This window comes from Psychrobacillus sp. NPDC093200 (assembly GCF_050280345.1).
Classification (GTDB): domain Bacteria; phylum Bacillota; class Bacilli; order Bacillales_A; family Planococcaceae; genus Psychrobacillus; species Psychrobacillus faecigallinarum.
Window position 1 is genome coordinate 1 of the sequence record NZ_JBNNVC010000004.1, and the last position, 16,840, is coordinate 16,840.

20 protein-coding genes and 1 pseudogene are annotated in these 16,840 nt (G+C 33.1%); 18 read left to right on the plus strand and 3 right to left on the minus strand.

The window, feature by feature from the left end; genetic code table 11:
* Positions 1-263 precede the first annotated feature (263 nt).
* From ACQKNZ_RS15280 to ACQKNZ_RS15290, 3 genes are all read left to right on the plus strand, one after another.
* Positions 264-569 (plus strand): hypothetical protein, encoded by a 306-nt coding sequence (locus ACQKNZ_RS15280; RefSeq protein ID WP_427660534.1) that lies wholly within the window; start codon positions 264-266, stop codon positions 567-569.
* A 77-nt stretch (positions 570-646) separates the two neighbouring features.
* Positions 647-1,135 (plus strand): GNAT family N-acetyltransferase, encoded by a 489-nt coding sequence (locus ACQKNZ_RS15285; protein WP_342577998.1) that lies wholly within the window; start codon positions 647-649, stop codon positions 1,133-1,135.
* A 468-nt stretch (positions 1,136-1,603) separates the two neighbouring features.
* Complete coding sequence (locus tag ACQKNZ_RS15290; protein ID WP_427660537.1) at positions 1,604-1,972, plus strand: PH domain-containing protein; 369 nt, start codon at positions 1,604-1,606, stop codon at positions 1,970-1,972.
* Positions 1,973-2,447: 475 nt separating this feature from the next.
* On the opposite strand, the gene ACQKNZ_RS15295 is transcribed toward ACQKNZ_RS15290, so the two are convergent.
* Complete coding sequence (locus ACQKNZ_RS15295; RefSeq protein WP_427660541.1) at positions 2,448-3,278, minus strand: hypothetical protein; 831 nt, start codon at positions 3,276-3,278, stop codon at positions 2,448-2,450.
* A 311-nt stretch (positions 3,279-3,589) separates the two neighbouring features.
* On the opposite strand from ACQKNZ_RS15295, the gene ACQKNZ_RS15300 reads away from it, so the two are divergent.
* The 3 genes from ACQKNZ_RS15300 (at position 3,590) to ACQKNZ_RS15310 (ending at position 5,283) form a co-directional block, all read left to right on the plus strand.
* Positions 3,590-4,063 (plus strand): GyrI-like domain-containing protein, encoded by a 474-nt coding sequence (locus tag ACQKNZ_RS15300; protein WP_144541132.1) that lies wholly within the window; start codon positions 3,590-3,592, stop codon positions 4,061-4,063.
* 30 nt (positions 4,064-4,093) lie between these two features.
* On the plus strand, positions 4,094-4,750 hold the full coding sequence (locus ACQKNZ_RS15305) for a uridine kinase family protein (RefSeq protein ID WP_427660543.1): 657 nt from the start codon (positions 4,094-4,096) through the stop codon (positions 4,748-4,750).
* A 134-nt stretch (positions 4,751-4,884) separates the two neighbouring features.
* Positions 4,885-5,283, plus strand: a complete 399-nt coding sequence (locus ACQKNZ_RS15310; protein ID WP_427660545.1) for a cytidine deaminase — start codon at positions 4,885-4,887, stop codon at positions 5,281-5,283.
* Between the two features lie 286 nt (positions 5,284-5,569).
* On the opposite strand, the gene ACQKNZ_RS15315 is transcribed toward ACQKNZ_RS15310, so the two are convergent.
* Positions 5,570-6,955 (minus strand): DHA2 family efflux MFS transporter permease subunit, encoded by a 1,386-nt coding sequence (locus ACQKNZ_RS15315; protein WP_427660547.1) that lies wholly within the window; start codon positions 6,953-6,955, stop codon positions 5,570-5,572.
* Positions 6,956-7,094: 139 nt separating this feature from the next.
* On the opposite strand from ACQKNZ_RS15315, the gene ACQKNZ_RS15320 reads away from it, so the two are divergent.
* The 4 genes from ACQKNZ_RS15320 (at position 7,095) to ACQKNZ_RS15335 (ending at position 10,384) form a co-directional block, all read left to right on the plus strand.
* On the plus strand, positions 7,095-7,634 hold the full coding sequence (locus tag ACQKNZ_RS15320; RefSeq protein ID WP_427660549.1) for a TetR/AcrR family transcriptional regulator: 540 nt from the start codon (positions 7,095-7,097) through the stop codon (positions 7,632-7,634).
* Between the two features lie 441 nt (positions 7,635-8,075).
* A complete protein-coding gene (locus ACQKNZ_RS15325) occupies positions 8,076-8,192 on the plus strand; it encodes a YjcZ family sporulation protein (RefSeq protein WP_144541142.1) in 117 nt (38 codons plus the stop codon).
* Positions 8,193-8,581: 389 nt separating this feature from the next.
* The gene (locus ACQKNZ_RS15330; RefSeq protein ID WP_427660552.1) at positions 8,582-9,358 is read left to right on the plus strand and encodes a MerR family transcriptional regulator; all 777 of its coding nucleotides are present in this window, start codon (positions 8,582-8,584) and stop codon (positions 9,356-9,358) included.
* A gap of 21 nt (positions 9,359-9,379) precedes the next feature.
* The gene (locus ACQKNZ_RS15335) at positions 9,380-10,384 is read left to right on the plus strand and encodes a C45 family autoproteolytic acyltransferase/hydolase (RefSeq protein ID WP_427660554.1); all 1,005 of its coding nucleotides are present in this window, start codon (positions 9,380-9,382) and stop codon (positions 10,382-10,384) included.
* Positions 10,385-10,548: 164 nt separating this feature from the next.
* Here the strand turns inward: ACQKNZ_RS15335 and ACQKNZ_RS15340 are convergent, their stop codons facing one another.
* Positions 10,549-10,899: a hypothetical protein gene (locus ACQKNZ_RS15340; protein WP_427660556.1), complete on the minus strand. Its 351-nt coding sequence runs from the start codon at positions 10,897-10,899 to the stop codon at positions 10,549-10,551.
* A 329-nt stretch (positions 10,900-11,228) separates the two neighbouring features.
* Between ACQKNZ_RS15340 and ACQKNZ_RS15345 the strand changes: the two genes are divergently transcribed.
* The 8 genes and pseudogenes from ACQKNZ_RS15345 (at position 11,229) to ACQKNZ_RS15380 (ending at position 16,811) form a co-directional block, all read left to right on the plus strand.
* Complete coding sequence (locus ACQKNZ_RS15345; protein WP_154312094.1) at positions 11,229-11,729, plus strand: hypothetical protein; 501 nt, start codon at positions 11,229-11,231, stop codon at positions 11,727-11,729.
* Positions 11,730-12,118: 389 nt separating this feature from the next.
* Positions 12,119-13,309: a YhgE/Pip domain-containing protein gene (locus tag ACQKNZ_RS15350; RefSeq protein ID WP_427660558.1), complete on the plus strand. Its 1,191-nt coding sequence runs from the start codon at positions 12,119-12,121 to the stop codon at positions 13,307-13,309.
* Positions 13,310-13,353: 44 nt separating this feature from the next.
* On the plus strand, positions 13,354-13,893 hold the full coding sequence (locus ACQKNZ_RS15355; protein WP_151112185.1) for a PadR family transcriptional regulator: 540 nt from the start codon (positions 13,354-13,356) through the stop codon (positions 13,891-13,893).
* A gap of 71 nt (positions 13,894-13,964) precedes the next feature.
* A pseudogene (locus ACQKNZ_RS15360) lies at positions 13,965-14,171 on the plus strand (GntR family transcriptional regulator); the annotation flags it as partial.
* Between the two features lie 258 nt (positions 14,172-14,429).
* Entirely contained in the window at positions 14,430-14,900 is a 471-nt protein-coding gene (locus ACQKNZ_RS15365) for a YjdJ family protein (RefSeq protein WP_427660560.1), read from the plus strand.
* A 15-nt stretch (positions 14,901-14,915) separates the two neighbouring features.
* Positions 14,916-15,272, plus strand: coding sequence for a peptide ABC transporter permease (locus ACQKNZ_RS15370; RefSeq protein WP_154312096.1), 357 nt, complete (start codon positions 14,916-14,918; stop codon positions 15,270-15,272).
* A 264-nt stretch (positions 15,273-15,536) separates the two neighbouring features.
* The gene (locus ACQKNZ_RS15375; protein ID WP_427660562.1) at positions 15,537-16,484 is read left to right on the plus strand and encodes a cation diffusion facilitator family transporter; all 948 of its coding nucleotides are present in this window, start codon (positions 15,537-15,539) and stop codon (positions 16,482-16,484) included.
* Between the two features lie 21 nt (positions 16,485-16,505).
* On the plus strand, positions 16,506-16,811 hold the full coding sequence (locus tag ACQKNZ_RS15380; RefSeq protein ID WP_144541161.1) for an ArsR/SmtB family transcription factor: 306 nt from the start codon (positions 16,506-16,508) through the stop codon (positions 16,809-16,811).
* Positions 16,812-16,840 lie beyond the last annotated feature (29 nt).

Below are 16,840 nucleotides of genomic sequence, written 5' to 3' on the forward strand. Positions count from 1 at the left end.
AGGTTTTTGGAGGGCTATTTGTCATGCATAAAATAGTATATCATAAGATTAATAATAATTTTAGAGAAAAATATTGACATCCTATTAGCTGGTTTAGCAAAATATGGCCATCCTTTCGATGGTCTATTTTCATGTCCGAAACATTAAGTTGATCCCAGATATGCATTGTGAAATGTTACACTTTAGCTAACGGTGCAGTTTAGTTGAAGAAGAAATCAATATGATAAAGTTAAGTAATAGTTGTTTTAAGGGGGGAACTGCATTTGGGATTTGATGTTGTCTTATATAATCAAGAAGGTAGTGAGATTGGATTTTACGAAATGAGAGAAAGTCTTCATAATGAAATATTTAATTCTAAGAAACTGTGGCGTAGTTATTTGGAACTTAGAAGATTAAGCGATTTTTATCTTACTAATGAAACTTTTTCGGGAGAGAAAATTTCTAATCTAATAACAGACCTTAATAATTACAAAGTATTTATTTCGGTAAATAAATTAAACGAATTTGAAGAATTTATTAAACAATTGTCTAGTTCCAATTTAGACAAGGTCCATATTACTGGTGACTAAACCATATTTTATTGTTTGACTAACGGGGCAGTTTAGTTGAAGAAGAAATTCTGTTTTAAGGAGGGTTTTCATCGCTTATGAGTATCACTATTGAGCAAGTAGATTATGAGAGAAAATTTGTTTTAAGACATTTGATTGAATTGTACAATTATGATTTTAGTGAATTTACGAATGATGATGTAAATGAGATTGGTTTATATGATTATAAGTATTTAGATAATTATTGGAATGAGCCAAACAGATATCCATTTTTTATTAAAGTTAATAGTAAATATGCTGGATTTGCTTTAATAAGAAAGATTACGAATGATAGTAGCAATGATGTTTATAATTCGATGGCTGAATTTTTTGTTATGAAAAAGTATAGAAAAATGGGTGTAGGGAGAATAGCTGCTATAAATTTATTTGGGAAATATAAAGAAAAGTGGGAAGTATCTGTTATAAAAGAAAATAAAGATGCTCAAATATTTTGGAAAAAAGTAATATGTAAATATTCAAATAATAATTATATAGAAAACAAAAATGAAGATGGAGACACTATATTTTCATTCAAAACTACTGATTAGTATCTTCACCTAAAGGGTGCTTTAGTTAAATATTCGCTAGCCGAAATAATTAATAGTATTAATGCGTACTTTAAAGTTAAAACCATAACATTGAGTTACTAACTGTAATGTAAAAACCTTATGGTGCAATTAGATGGGTTACCAACTAAAATTAAATATTACGAAAATCCCGTATTTTGTTGCTGTTATTGAATTTTTGAGATACCAACTATAAAGTAACTGGACATCCAGTTAGATCATAGTTGGCAACTGATATTTAAATCACCTCTCTAGTTTACTGAGTGGTGTTTTTTTATTGGATAGTTATATTAAAATAGCAATTTGCAAAAATTTTCACTTGAACCAACGGAACAGTATGATGAAACCAAGTGGTTATTAAATCGTATGTATTATTAAAATATTTTGACATATTGAGCTTTAAAGATGTGTGGAGAAACGATTCTGACATTGTAAAGGAGGTGATAAAAGGTGAGTGTTCAAATTGAATTTGGTGATACTTCTTTAATATTGAATATATCAGGCAAGACAATGGTTACTACATTAAGAAAAAAGATAGAAATTCCTTACAATTCGGTTGAAGAAGTACAAATTAGTAATTTCAAGTTTCCTTTGACAGCTGTAAAAAGAACAGGTATTACTACAATTGGCTATAAAGCTGGGATTTTCATTATTGATAAAAAGAAATATTTCTTATCCTATCATGACGCAAATAAAGTAGCTATCCTTGGTTTGAAAGGATTTGAATTTGACAAAATAGTGGTTGAAAGCGAGGATCCAGAACAACTAGAGAAAAATATCTTGATGCGTTGCTCTCATATAATTGATCAAACGCCCTAATTATATAGGCTCTATCTTCAGGGTCTTATCGTATTTCCAGTGTGACAAATTGTGAAGCAGACTTCAAAGAGGATGCAGAATCCGTTTGGAATTACTATAACAGCTATAATGTTCCAGAATATTTAGCTGTTAAGGAAATAAATGTAATGGTTAGCCAAGGAAATCACAGCTTCCTTGGCTTTTTTAGTTGTTAGGTGAATATCGGCAATTCAGAAGGTGAAGCACTCTTCAGACATATTAAGAGAGAGAATATTGAATTTTGGAGTTAGCAACTATGTTGTAACTGAACAGGTTTTTTCTAATGAGTGGCTTGTCCTAAAAGAAGGATTAATATTGAGAAGAATGAGTTCTTTTTATTGATGAAAATCGTTGTAATCACTTTCTTCTTCCCCATATAACCCATGCCTTGTGGTGGATTCTAGTGTATTTATACCGAAAAAGTGAATCTTTCAACCAACTAGGATTTCTGTTGTATTTATTCAAAAGTTATAAGCCAATTAAGCGTGTTGTCACCAAAATTTGTTAGCGTATAGACAAATTTTTCTTTTTGCCATGTTGCAAGGCTACCTTGATCATTTGCATCAATATGCAGATGGCCATATTGCTCTGGAATTGGCATCATATGTGTTTCCAAAAATTCCACAGTTTCTTTTGCTATCGTTAAGCTTTCCTCTGATTTTTCTGTTGTTGAACGTGCAATAATGGCCCAGCGCCCTTCATTCCAACTTGTAAATATTGAGCCTGCTCCTGCATCTTGATACCCAGTTATACCATGCCCTAAATCAACAGCTTCCCCATCACTGAAAACCGTTTTATCTATTTCTTCACCTGCGGATTTTGCCGTGGCATGTTTAGTAATTACTAACTGCCCAACTAATTGCCCACTTTCTTTTATCTTCAGATCGTTCATCTCTAGTTGTTTGTCTGTTTGATAAAATTCAAAAGTTACAACATTCTGTTTTGAAGAAGCAATAGCCGTTAAATGTTTTCCTTTTGTCACAGGGAAATCTGTTGGTAACTGAATGTCCCAGTCACTCGGGATAATACTTTCGAAATTTGTATTTCTAGCATTACTATCACTTGTTACGTTTTCATTCGATTTAACAGGTTCTTTATATTCTGTTCCTAGCTCTTCTAGCTGACCATTATTTATTTCAACATCGTCTACTATTTGTTTAGGATCATCCTTTTGTAAAGCTTTATTATCTTCATTTCCACAAGCAGTCATCATTACAAAAATAAAAGGTAGTATTATTAGCTTTTTCAGCGTAATCCCTCTCTCTTCTTTTTTGTTTATCTTCTTCAATTGAATTTACCCTAAAAACCTCTTTCAAAAACTAATCTTAAACTAGGATAGCCGGTAGTATAACTTCAATAGACCTAAAAATATAACTCATAATGAGAACAACTTATAGTTGATAACCTATCCAATCATATTCATTTTGTTTAAGTTATTAGCAAAGATTAAGTTTATAAATTAATGTTTAAATATGGAAATGTTAAACTCGCTTGCTTATAATTCATTTAAGCGAACGATTTTTTTATATTGCCATGCCGTATTAAAACAGTAACAAACAAATAAAAGTAGAGAAAAATAGAAGAAAGGTGATGTGTACGATGGAACAAAATACTATAGACATGGAAGCACTTTGGACAATTCGTACGGAGCAATTCAAAAAAATATTTTTAATTGGACTACAAAAACAATTACCACAGTCTTATGAAGAAGAACAGGAACTCTTTGCAAGAGTTGAAGCGAGAAAAAACGAAATAATGGAACAAACATTGACTAGTAACACCTTTATGGTGATACATGACAATGGATCAAAAATGACTGTAGGATTAATGGTTAATAAAATCGAAGAAGTACCGGAAGGGATGGTATCTTTAAGCCTGTCCGCGGAAGAATATGTAGTTTTTAGATTTGAAGAAAAACATATTTGTTCTTTCTGGCGGTATTTTAGTTCCCAGGATAATCAAAAGAAATACGATCTCGATATAGGAAAAGCTAGGCTCGAAACATTTAATGATTCTTTACAGCCAAAAGGAATGACTGAGATTTACTTTCCTAAGGTGAGTAGATCGTTGTGAAATACAGCTCATTAATAAAAGGAGATAATGATGGATAAGCTATTACAAGAAATTATATATTGGGTTAGAATGACGGATGAACAAATTATTATTGGTGTTTCAGGACATGGTGCTGCGGGAAAAACAACGTTTGCCAATAGATTAGTAAGCCTACTAAATGAAAATGAAGTGAATTATATTAATACAGATCCATATATTATTACCTCAAACATTCGAAAGCATGCCATTATCGACTATACATACCAAAACGAAAATCATCGTTATAAAATGACGGCATGCCATCCATCAGCTCATCATTTAATTTCTTTAGAAAGAGATATTCAAATGGTTAGAGATGGTTTAGATTTATATACGATTGATACAGATTATATGAAAAGCGAGCTAATATCTTCGAAAAACAAAATTACGATTGTAGAAGGAATGAGTGTAGGATTTATTAATCCAGATTTATTTGATTTAAAAATTTACTTCTATACAGATGGTGAAACAGAATTAATGAGAAGGTCGGGCCGTGATATTGTTGAAAGGGGTGCCAATCTGAATTACTTAACACAATCTCATGATGAAAGAAGAATTCAGTACGAAGTGTTTATGCATCCGTACAGTAAGCATTTTGATATCATTATCAAAAATTCTAATGACACAGTTTATATAGAAAAAAATACATTTAAATTTCCAGTTTCATAGATATATGATTACTATAATAACTAACGACATTGACAAAAACATTGTAGAAATATTATATTAGAAGTCCTGCCAACAAACGTTGGCGTAAAGGGGACTGTGAAAAGTTCATTCTTATTTGAAAGAGGATGGATAAAATGGATAAAGAAATGTTAATGGAAAGTGCACGTAACATGAAAGTAAAAGCATATGTACCGTATTCCAAATTCCCGGTTGGAGTAGCATTATTATTAAAAGATGGTACTTTAATTAATGGAGTAAACGTGGAAAACGTTTCATTAGGTGCAACTAATTGTGCTGAGAGAACAGCTATATTTACTGCAGTAGCGAATGGTTATAAAAAAGGTGATTTCCAAGCTATAGCTGTAGCAGGCGATACGGTTGATTTTCTTCCACCATGTAGCATTTGCAGACAAGTTTTAGCTGAATTTTGTTTACCTGAAATGCCAGTATATTTAACTAATGAAAAGAAAGATATATTAGAATTGACCTTAAGAGAATTATTACCTTACGCATTCACAGATTTAGAGATGTAATACTAAGATATAGATGTTATTACACAATAAGTATTAGGAGCCTTTTTTATTGAGTTTTCTCAAAATAGGCTCCTTCTATTTGTTCGGAGCGGAAGACGGCGACTCCTAGGGGACAAGCACGGGGGAGAGACTACAGGCTCGACCCGTGCCCCGTCCGTCATAGCGGAGAACAAAGATTTTGGAGAAGACAAAAAAGCCCCGGTAATTTTATCGTAAAATTACCGGGGCTTTTGGTTTTCTAAGGTGGGTTTTGTCCCAGCCTCTATCGAAGTGTATTAAAATTATTTTAATTTGTCTTTTTCGGGGTAAACCATGTGATAATGAACGCTATCATAGAGATAACAAACATATATAAGTATGTGTTACTTGTTGCACCAATATAACCTGTCGTAGATTCTAAAGAGACATTCAATAATTGAATAGAATAAATTGTCATGATAACTGCTGTACCAATCGCTCCAGCCAGTTGGCGAACTGTATTATTGATCGCAGATCCGTGAGAGGCTAATTCTTTTGGTAATGAATTTAACGCGGCTGTGTTTAATGGCATCGTAATAAACGCCAAACCTATACGTAATAAAATTGTACGAACTAAAATATATGCTGTTGTTGTTTCTGGTGATAAATCAATCACTGCAAGCATGGATAAAGCGATTAAACCTGTTCCTAGAATGAATAAAGGTTTTGCTCCAAATTTATCGAATAGCTTACCGGTTACTGGGGAAAGCATAGCATTGATAATGGCGCCAGGTAATAATAATAATCCTGCTTCAAGTGCTGTAAAACCTCGGCCATCTTGCAAATAAATCGGCAGTAATATTAAATCGGCATACATTAATATTGTAATCGCAATATTGACTATCGACGTCATCGTAAAAATTTTAAATCTGAATACATTTAAATTCAATAAAGGTTCAGTAGCCTTTATTTGTCGATGACAGAATAATATTGTTACAAGCAAACCGGCAATAATTGATGTAATGACGATAAGATCATCCCATCCTTTGCTGCCTGCACTACTAAAGCCAAAAAGTACAAGTCCAAAGCCAACAGTTGAATATATAACACTGATTATGTCGAGCTTTACTTTTGATGTTTCAGCTACATTAATTAAATATTTACTTGCTAGAATAATAATCAATGCTGCGAATGGAACCATGATGATAAATAACCATCGCCAAGATAAGTACTCTAAAATAATGCCTGCTAATGTTGGTGCAATTGCTGGTGCAAAAATAATTGCAAAGCCAATCTTCCCCATCATTGCTCCGCGTTTTTCAGCCGGATATAAATAAACAATTACAGTCATCATTAAAGGAATGATAATTCCAGCACCTACTGCTTGAACCATTCTACCTGTTAATAGTATGCCGAAATTATTTGCACATGCTGAGATAATAGAGCCTATTAGTAAAAATAGCATTGAGCTAATAAATAACTGACGTGTGGAAAAACGTTTCATTAAGTAAGCTGTGATAGGTACTAACACACCATTTACAAGCATAAATCCTGTTGCTAACCATTGAATCGTTGCCGTGCTTACATCAAAAACAACCATTAAATCACTAAATGCAACATTTAACAATGTTTGATTTAATGTAGAAAAAAAGGTTCCAGTTATCATTATAATAATTAGTAACTTTTTAGTACTATTTGATATTTCATTTTGCATATTAATTTCCTTCCCATATAATACATATTATCGACATAGTGTCTGGAAAATATCATAGCAGAAGAATTAAAACGTCCATATACAATCAAGTCATTTCTGTCGATTAGTAGAAATTTAATATATAAAAGGAATGATTTAAATGTCTTTTAAAGAAGATCCTCGTGCCATTCGTACACAGGAAATGCTTAAAGCTACCCTACTTGAACTGTTACAAGAAGGTCACTCTCTACACCAAATTTCTATTCAAGAATTAACGAAGAGAGCAAATTTAAACCGAACCACCTTTTATTTACACTATCAAAATATTAATGAATTAAAGGAACATTTAACATATGACATTTTACAAGTGCTAACTGACAAAATAGAAAATTTGACTGCCGTTTTTGATAGGAATAGAAAAGAGAACTTAATACAGCTATTGGATTATCTGCGTGAGCAAAGAAATCATATACTTGCGTTAGTGCAGTTTGAACAAGTTGAAAAACATTTACTTTTGTTGATGAAGGATTTGATTGTAACCCGGAGAAATCAATCTAAAAATATAGGAAGAAAAACCTTTGTAGACAAAGATATTAAAACTGCTTCTATTGTCGGCGTCATTATGTGGTGGTTAAAATATGGCTTACATTTAGATTCAGCATATATTGCTGATCAAATCAATCTTATGTATAGAACTTAAGTGTTCGCTACTTTTTATATTGTCCTTTCAAATGCAAAATGTTCCCTATCTATGGAAACAAATAGGGAACAAATAATGGCGGCTCCTTCCTTTAAATCAAAAAGTAAAGCAATTGCGCCTCTTGTGGGATGAGTGAGACAGACAAGTCATCACAAATTGATATTGAAAAGGTTAACTGGTTTTACTCCGTTGGATAATTTTATCTAAACGTTGTTTTTTTATTTCCAAAATAAAAAGAAGGAAAAATAAATGTGCATATAAAAAAAGAAAGAGCCAGTTAAAATCCAAGATAGCTTCAAAAGCTTACCTATTGCTAACGGGCAATAAAAAATTTATTATCAGTGCTCAATAAATTATTTATTTGATACGTGTTATATTACCTTATCCACATGCTTACTTTTTCATATTCTGTAAGTATCAGTAGGAAAGGGGGTATATAAGATGTCTGGATATGAAGGTCAAGGTGGCGGCGGTTACGGTAATAGTGGATCGGGCTTCGTTTTGCTTGTAGTACTGTTTATCCTACTTATTATTGTAGGAGCAAGCTTTATTTATTAAGCATGGTGGAGAATAAGGTAGTGTTTCAGCTTTGACTACACGACTTTTGGTCGTGGGTCATTTTATTTGTCAGTTTTCTACACGATCTTTAAAAAGAGAAAGAATCAATTAGGTTATAATGATACATTCCCATTTTGTATCTCTTTTCTAAAAAAGTCGACTTCCTCTTAAGTGAGCTAGTCGATTTTTTTTAGCATCTACAATAAAAGTTAGTGTATGCAAAAATTTAAATACATAAAAATGCGTGTCATCTTTCATTTCTTTTATACTTGAATTAATTAGAAAAATGTAAAGGATTGTAAGATGTGAATTACGAGGAATTCTGTCATTTATTTTACTTGAGGTTCAAGTTACTTTAAGGTTTATGATGTATTTAAGGAGGTAATTATTTGAAGCATTCTATTACTATTAAAGAATTATCTAAAAAGACCGGTATTTCCCCAAGCGCAATCAGATTTTATGAAACAAAAGATTTAATTCGTTCCAATAGAAATATGAGCGGCTACAGAGTATATGAAGATGATCAGATAGAAATGTTAAAGTTAATAGCCAGCTTGCGACTTATAAATGTGCCTCTAAAAGATATTCAAAGATATCTCCTAGAAAAAGATAATTTTCGAAAGCACGAGATGGTAACTGTATGGAAGAGCAATCTTGAGAAGCAAAGAAAATTATTAGATGTTAGCTATCGTTTTTTAGATAGCAATTCCTTAAATGAGCCAATTTATTTAAAGGAAAAATCTGAAGAAGTAATTATTTGGTTTGATAGTGAGGGCGAAGTTGGTGAATTTGGTGAGCATATTAAAGCGAAGGCAAAGCTGTTAAAAAGGAGGAACATTACATTTGAGAATTGTTATTTAAGGTATTTATCTGGAGATCATTTTTTAAAGGTAAGGATTGGTTTTGTAATAGACTCCAAAGTAGATTTAGAGCAAATAGAGAGACCTTTTACAATAGAAATTATGCAGCCTTGTATTGTACTTGCACTTCCATTTAAAGAGTCTATTAAGCTGGTTAAATCTGGATATTTGAAATTATTGGGATACGCAAATGAAAATGAGTGGATTCCAGTTGGTTCTATAATGGAATGCTATTACGGAAATGATTTTATGGAAATGGAAATTATTTTGCCTGTATTTCATTTAGAGGAAGAGGAGAGGAAGTAATTGTCCAATGAAGAGCTAATATTGAAGTTAGTAAAATTGCAAGGAAGCTATTTCGAAATTGGTGTACAGCAAGGTGAGGAATTACTTACTTCGGTAGCATCTGAAAATCAAGAAATGTTAAAGAAGATGACAGCACATTCAAAATACGAGAAAAGTGAAAAATGGCTGGAGCAAATCTCCCCAAGTATTTTAGAAGAAATCAAAGGACTTGCAAAAGGTGCTCGAATGAATATTCCTCATGCAATTCGATTATATAGTGGATATGATATGGAATTCCCAACAATGGGCTGCACTTCTTTTGTTAGTAATGGCATGTATGTCCGGAATTACGATTTTAGTCCAGACTTTTATGACTCAAGATTAGTTTTTATGAAACCAAAAGATGGGTATGCATCCGTTGGTTTTAGTCAACAAATCATTGGTAGGCTCGATGGGATGAATGAAAAAGGTCTAGTTGTAGGATTACATTTTGTAAACAATGAAGAACGTAAAGAAGGTTTTATGGCCACTACAATAGTCCGTATTCTCTTGGATAACTGTAAAAACGTAGAGGAAGCAATTGAACTGATAGAAAAAATTCCTCATGCCTATTGTTATAATTATTCAATGACAGATAGTAGTGGAAAAGGGGTTGTTGTAGAAGCTGCTTCTAACAACATACATATCAATATAGATAAACAAATCACTTGTACTAATCATTTTGAAGCGCATAGATTAAAAGAAAAAAATAGAAAAGATATACAGAGTTCTATTTTGCGTAAAACGTACTTAAATGAACTATTAACAAAAGCACTATCTAAAAATCAGTTGTACCATCAATTTAATGACGGAAAATCTCCACTCTTTTTTAATTATTACAAACAATATTTTGGTACATTACACACAGTTATCTATTCCCCACAAGATTTAAGCATCACGTTTGGAGTAGGTGAAAATTGTAAGCCTTATACAGTAAAATTACTAGATTTTATTAACCAGAACATAAGTCTACCAAGCTCTATTAGAGGAGAAATCAGACAACAGTGAATGTAACGATTGACGCCAAATTAATACGATCTCTGTATTCTCAATCATTTTTAAACTAATCAAATTTTATTGGTTTACTTTACTAGCCTCTCATAATTTTTGCATGGGAGTAGTATTATTAGAAAAAGCCGATGTCCCATATGTAAAAGAACATCGGCTTTTCACTATCTAAACAAACCTATAACAGACCCTAATTGTCTCATCATAGTATAACCATTCCGTATCGTACCTGCATGACCCATAAGTGTGTTGATGTGATTTGGTAGGTTTCCTAAAACACCTGGAGAAGATTGGTTCCCTCTATTATTATAAGGAGGGCCAAACTGCTGTCCTTGATAAGGGGCTCCAAACTGTTGTCCTTGATAAGGAGGGCCAAACTGCTGTCCTTGATAAGGAGGACCAAACTGTTGCCCTTGATAAGGGGGGCCAAATTGTTGTCCCTGATATGGAGGGCCAAATACTTGTCTATTTCTTGGGGGAAAAGATCTTCCCGGAACTGGTGAAAAAAGTGGCATATGCTCACCTCCTAACAGAGTAACCTATCTATAATATATGGCAGTATGCTTTATAGAATTAGACTTTTAATGGAACTATTATAAGAAGAAAGAAAATATACTTTACCATCAACTATTTTATAACTCATATTAACTGAATCATTTAATTTGTTAAAAAAAGGATAAATAGTTCTCCTTAGCTTTAAAAATTGTGTTATAATATAAATATCAGTGTGCAGCAATAAGTAGGGCCATCTGTATGGTCTTGCTTTTTTTGTGCCGTTTTTGCACAAATTTTTTTGTTCGCAGGTATCTGCCATCTGAAATATTACAGTATGGAGATGAAATTTATGCAATACAGAGAGGATCGTCTACCTCAAAATGCAAAAGAAGGTATTTTGTTTTTATTAATCATTTCAATTATTTCCGTCAACACGATTGCTCCAATTATTATGGGGTTGGAACGTGAATTTAGCAAAGAAGTTTATATAGATACACTAAAGATTATTCCTATTATGTGGGTCGTCGTAGTATTATTAGTTAGACTAGTTGCAGGACCACTTGTAGGTAAAATAATGCCAAAGTTTGTTGGACAAACTGATGGCTTTAATGCTCGTATTTTATTGAATACTGTATTAAATGTAACCGTTTTGTCTATCTGTTTATCTATAATCGGCACATGGATTGGTATGGGTGAAGTTACTCTAGATCCTTTTAAAAACTTTCTTCATATTTGGCCGAGAAACTTCGCTATCGCATTTTGGATTGAATTGATTGTTGCACAGCCTATTGCAAGATTTGTTATGAAAAAAATGCATCAAAACAAAGCAAATAAAGTAGTAAGTGCCTAATTAATACGAAAATAGAGAGAGCCCTGCCTGAACAATTTTTGTTCAGGCAGGGCTCTTATTTTTTTATATCTTTGATACACCATTCAGCTATTGGAGGCATAACCCGGAGTTGAGAAACTGGGATCTTACTACTAAGAACGATTATCCTTCAGCTCTTTATATAGTTAATTTAATTTAAGACATTATCTACATTATGCTGTGATATGTTGATTTCGTCTTATTTTGGACAAGTTTATCGCAAGAATATGTAAAAGAGAGCTTTTTCATTTGCCTATCTAAAAATAAAGGATTATACTAACAAAGTTATATAATTAAAGTACTTTAATCAAAGTACTTTATTTGAAGTATATATGAAATTAATTTTATTTGAAAGAAGGAAAATTAAACACATGAAGTTTACACAATTTTTGAAAACAAAGGGAGCTATTGCTTCTATTTTTATGGGGATATTTTATGCAGTTGCAATGCTAGGTATCTTTTTACCTGGGTATACGGCTATTCCAGGAAATATCGATAAACTACCTATAGCGATTGTTAATGATGATGCTGGGGAATACGGTACGATGATTGCCGATCAGCTAAAAGAAAATTTGCCTTTTGAAGAGGTTAAAACAGATCTAACCAATAAAAGAGCATTAGAACAATTAGAGGAGAATGAAATTACTCTAGTAGTGCACATTCCAAAAACATTTTCAGCAGATATGGAAAACGGTGAAGTATCATCCAGTATTGATTTCACAGTAAATGAAGCAGGAGCAACGGTTGTTTCATCCTCTATGACATCTATTATTACGCAAATAAACAATCAGTTAAGCGCTCAGTTTTCGCAGCAAACAGCACAGGGAGTATTAATGAACTTTAATGTGCCGGAGGAGCAAGCTGCTGATATGGCAAAAATGATTGAAACTTCTTATGTTGGAAACGTAGTGACTATAAATGACATTCCAGATGGTATGCATAACAATATGTTACCTATGTTCTTAACGATGGCTGGTTATGTAGGTGCAATGATTGCAGCAATGCAATTAGTAGCTTCCTTTAACGAAAGTCGTGGGAAAGCGAGTAAAACTCGTTTATTCGTATATGTGCAATTGACTGCGTTAATAATCGCAGTATTAGCAGGATTAGCATCAATGGGTATTGCTTATCTAGTAAATGAACCAAGTGGAGAACTATTCTTAAGTCTTTTCGGACAGCAAGTTTTAAACTACATGGTTGCCTTCAACTTTACAGCAATGTTTATATTCCTAGTTGGAGAGGGTGGTATGATTCTCAACATACCAGTGCTTCTTGTACAAACAATTGCTAATGGCGCTACAATTACAAGAGACATGATGTATGGTCCGTATGAATGGGTAAGTTATTTTTCGCCTATGTATTACTCTGTCCAAGCATACTTTGCTAATATGTATAGTAGTATTAGTCCAGCGCCTTTTGTATGGGGTATGGTTGCAGTAGGTTTAGGGGCAATGCTAATTAATATTTTGCTTGTTGCCTTCGTCCATAAAAAAGTTCCATTAGAAGCTACTTTGGTAGAGGATACAAAGGATGTTATAAATAATACTGAAATTACTGTATGATTTTGCTACAATGAATATAATTCTTGCCAAAGGAGCGGTACTATATGGCAATTCAAATATATATTTTGGGTAAATTAATGCAGGATAATAACTATCCATATAAATTAAAAAAAGAGCTTTCAGAGCCTATCCCCTTTGACCAATTAGGCGGAGTTACAGAAAGCAAACTGTACTATCACTTTGAATCGTTAGTAAAGCAAGGGCTAATAGAGCCAGTAGAAATTATTAAGGAAGAACATCGACCAGATAAACAAGTATTTGCTATTACTGATAAAGGTAGAGAAGCCTTACCACAAAAGATTTATCAATTATTTGGGAATGCCGATACAATTAGCGGAATGGTTATAGCGTTAGCGAACATTGAATACGTGGATCGAGAAAAAGTGATTGAGTTACTTTATCAAAAACTAGCTCGAATCAAAGAACATTGGGCTCATATTAAGGATTTGGAAATTAAAGTACAGTTATCGGAAGAAAAAGAGCATTTAGTAAAGTATCTTGGAGAATATTTTTCAAGTAAAAAAGAGCATACTACGTATTGGCTCGAGGAGTTAATTAAAAGAATTGAAAGAAATGAAATATAAAATAAGGGTTATTCAGCTATGGAAATGGCTGAATAACCCTTTTTCTTATGAAATACATTTATGGTTTTTGCATACAAATTATTATTTCAAACAATTCAAAGGAACCAATTTACGAGCAAATTTACTTGCAGATTAAAAAACTAATCCTTACAGGTGAATTAAAGAAAGGGCAGTCCCTACCTTCTATGCGACAGCTTGAAAAGGATTTAGACATTAGCGTTATTACAACTAAGCGGGCGTATGAATTGGAGAAGAATGGCTTTATTTATTCCATAGTGATATTATTTGTAATACTTTAAAGATTTTTCAAGACTCTATTCCAAGGATTACCGAACCAATAACAAATACGGTTGTTCTAGTTGGTTTTGCAATTTTAGCAATTGTGGTTGGTATATCGCAACTAACAAGAAGTAGTGATTAGTAAGCCAAAAATTTTATAATACTTGGATAAAAAGCTGTTTAGACTTATTGGGCAGTTTTTTATTCATTATAAGGGGAATAATGTTAATATAGATTAAAATGGAGGTGAGAAGTTTTTGAAACAATTGATTCAAGCAGGTTTAGCTATAATGGTTTTAGTATTTTCTACAATCGCAGCTTGGTATGAAGGGAGTACGCTTATACACTCTACATGGGAATGGAAGCATACTGCTATTTTTTCGAAGTGGATCAATGGATCTGTAAACCATGCGAATGATATTTGGACAATAGATTATTTTATATATGCTGCTAAATTCGCTCCTGCCTACCCTTTGGCTATGCTTGTAAGTGGAATGTACTTACTTATCCTTATTGGTTTCGTTTTATTTAAGGGTAATACTCGGCCATTTTATTATTTTTTAGCTTGTGTTGGGATTATGTCCTTTGTCCTGTGTAGTTTAGTATCAGGTTCACCAACGACGGGTTTAAAAATGCTTTTTAATACCTCTTTATTATTAGGTATCTTAGCTGTTGTTATTTCACTTACATTCGTTATTAAAAACAATAATAAAGAAATTACAAACTAAATTGGAGATTTCCTTATGAGTATTTCAGAAATACTGATTATTTCTTTAGTTTATGGCGGTTTATTTATATATTTATCGACAGTTTTCAGTACAAAAAATAAGAGACGCAACAACGCTTTAACAAGTATAACCCTTAAGAATACGTTATTATTTGTGCTATACAGCTTTACTATTTCATGTGTATGGTCAATGTTTAAAGCAGAAGAAGCACATAGGAACGAACATAGTGGGTTGAAGGAAGTCAGCCTCAATGCACCTGCCTTATTGTTTATAGCCGGTGTAACCTTATATTCTCTATTACTTTTTTTGCTGAGCAGATATTTGATAACAAAAGGGAGAGGCCAATATAGGCGCAAAATGAAATACCGATAAAGCAAAGGAGCCGATACTTCATTAGTAAAGGTTTCTTTTTTTGGGCAACTCCTTGGTTTTATTTGGCTTCAGCAACGGTGATGGTTTATGGCTTACCCTACGAATGCGTCACTCTAGAAAGGAGATTTATCCCATAATTAAATTTTCTTCTTTGATTAATTCAACCCGTTTACAAAATATTGAAGATAGTATACTATGTATATATGAATATATAATCATATATTAGTTTTATTGTTTATATTAAGGGGAAGGAGAGGATTTATTATGGCCGATCAACATAATCACACACATAGTGCCAACAAAAAGGTATTGCTCATTTCATTCTTTGTTATCTTCACCTATATGATTATTGAGGCAGTAGGAGGATATCTGACCAATAGCTTGGCCCTGCTGTCGGATGCGGGACATATGCTAAGCGATGCAGTTTCTTTGGCTATTGCTTTATTAGCTTTTACTTTTGGAGAAAAAGCAGCAAATATGAACAAAACGTATGGCTATAAGCGTTTTGAGATTTTAGCAGCTGTGTTAAACGGCATTACTCTAATGGCAATCGCATTCTTTATCTTTTACGAGGCAATTGTTAGATTTGCCAATCCTCCGGAGGTAGCTACAACCGGAATGCTAATTATTAGTTGTATTGGATTAGCAGTTAATATTTTTGTAGCATGGTTTATGATGCGAGGCGGTGACACGGAAGACAACTTAAATATGCGAGGAGCATTTCTACATGTTATCAGCGATATGCTAGGCTCGGTCGGTGCTATTATAGCTGCCTTACTTATCATGTTCTTTGGTTGGGGATGGGCTGACCCATTAGCAAGTGTGATTGTAGCAGCACTTGTTTTAAGAAGTGGATACTTTGTAACAAAAGCTTCTCTTCATGTTCTAATGGAAGGAACGCCACAAAACGTAGATATGAATGTTATTGTTCAAACGATTGAGCAAAACTCTGAGATAAAAGGGGTTCATGATTTACACACTTGGTCCATTACTAGTGGACTGAATGCACTTTCTTGCCATGCGGTAGTTAGTGAAGACATGACAGTTGCTGAGGGTGAAAAACTACTGCAGAAAATAGAGCATGATCTAGCCCATCAAAATATACAGCATGTCACTATTCAATTGGAAACAGAATTCCATAAGCATGATTGTTCCATTCTTTGTACAACTAAAGCTGAGGACACAGGTGCACATCACCACCATCATCATTAATCATAAATAGGAGGGTATGAAATGGAGGAAAAATTACAGCATGAGTTAGACGATGAAACGCTATTCGTCGTATCTCAGACTTTTAAAGCATTAAGTGATCCCACTCGTATTCGTATATTAAATTTTTTATGCTGTGAGGAACATTCAGTAAACGAAATCGCAGAGGCATTAAATTTAGGGCAAACAACCGTTTCTCACCAGCTACGATTTTTAAAAAATTTACGCTTAGTAAAATTTAGACGTGAGGGGACTACCTTGTATTATTCAAGTGATGATGATCATGTGATGAATTTACTACACCAGGCAGTGGATCATGCAAAGCATTAATATGTAAAACCTCACTATATCGAATAGTG

Coding starts and splice junctions, on each gene's coding strand:
- ACQKNZ_RS15285 (WP_342577998.1), top strand. CDS start 647: ATGAGTATCACTATTGAGCAAGTAGATTATGAGAGAAAATTTGTTTTA.
- ACQKNZ_RS15300 (WP_144541132.1), top strand. CDS start 3,590: ATGGAACAAAATACTATAGACATGGAAGCACTTTGGACAATTCGTACG.
- ACQKNZ_RS15305 (WP_427660543.1), top strand. CDS start 4,094: ATGGATAAGCTATTACAAGAAATTATATATTGGGTTAGAATGACGGAT.
- ACQKNZ_RS15310 (WP_427660545.1), top strand. CDS start 4,885: ATGGATAAAGAAATGTTAATGGAAAGTGCACGTAACATGAAAGTAAAA.
- ACQKNZ_RS15315 (WP_427660547.1), bottom strand. CDS start 6,955: ATGCAAAATGAAATATCAAATAGTACTAAAAAGTTACTAATTATTATA.
- ACQKNZ_RS15320 (WP_427660549.1), top strand. CDS start 7,095: ATGTCTTTTAAAGAAGATCCTCGTGCCATTCGTACACAGGAAATGCTT.
- ACQKNZ_RS15325 (WP_144541142.1), top strand. CDS start 8,076: ATGTCTGGATATGAAGGTCAAGGTGGCGGCGGTTACGGTAATAGTGGA.
- ACQKNZ_RS15340 (WP_427660556.1), bottom strand. CDS start 10,899: ATGCCACTTTTTTCACCAGTTCCGGGAAGATCTTTTCCCCCAAGAAAT.
- ACQKNZ_RS15345 (WP_154312094.1), top strand. CDS start 11,229: ATGCAATACAGAGAGGATCGTCTACCTCAAAATGCAAAAGAAGGTATT.
- ACQKNZ_RS15350 (WP_427660558.1), top strand. CDS start 12,119: ATGAAGTTTACACAATTTTTGAAAACAAAGGGAGCTATTGCTTCTATT.
- ACQKNZ_RS15355 (WP_151112185.1), top strand. CDS start 13,354: ATGGCAATTCAAATATATATTTTGGGTAAATTAATGCAGGATAATAAC.
- ACQKNZ_RS15370 (WP_154312096.1), top strand. CDS start 14,916: ATGAGTATTTCAGAAATACTGATTATTTCTTTAGTTTATGGCGGTTTA.
- ACQKNZ_RS15375 (WP_427660562.1), top strand. CDS start 15,537: ATGGCCGATCAACATAATCACACACATAGTGCCAACAAAAAGGTATTG.
- ACQKNZ_RS15380 (WP_144541161.1), top strand. CDS start 16,506: ATGGAGGAAAAATTACAGCATGAGTTAGACGATGAAACGCTATTCGTC.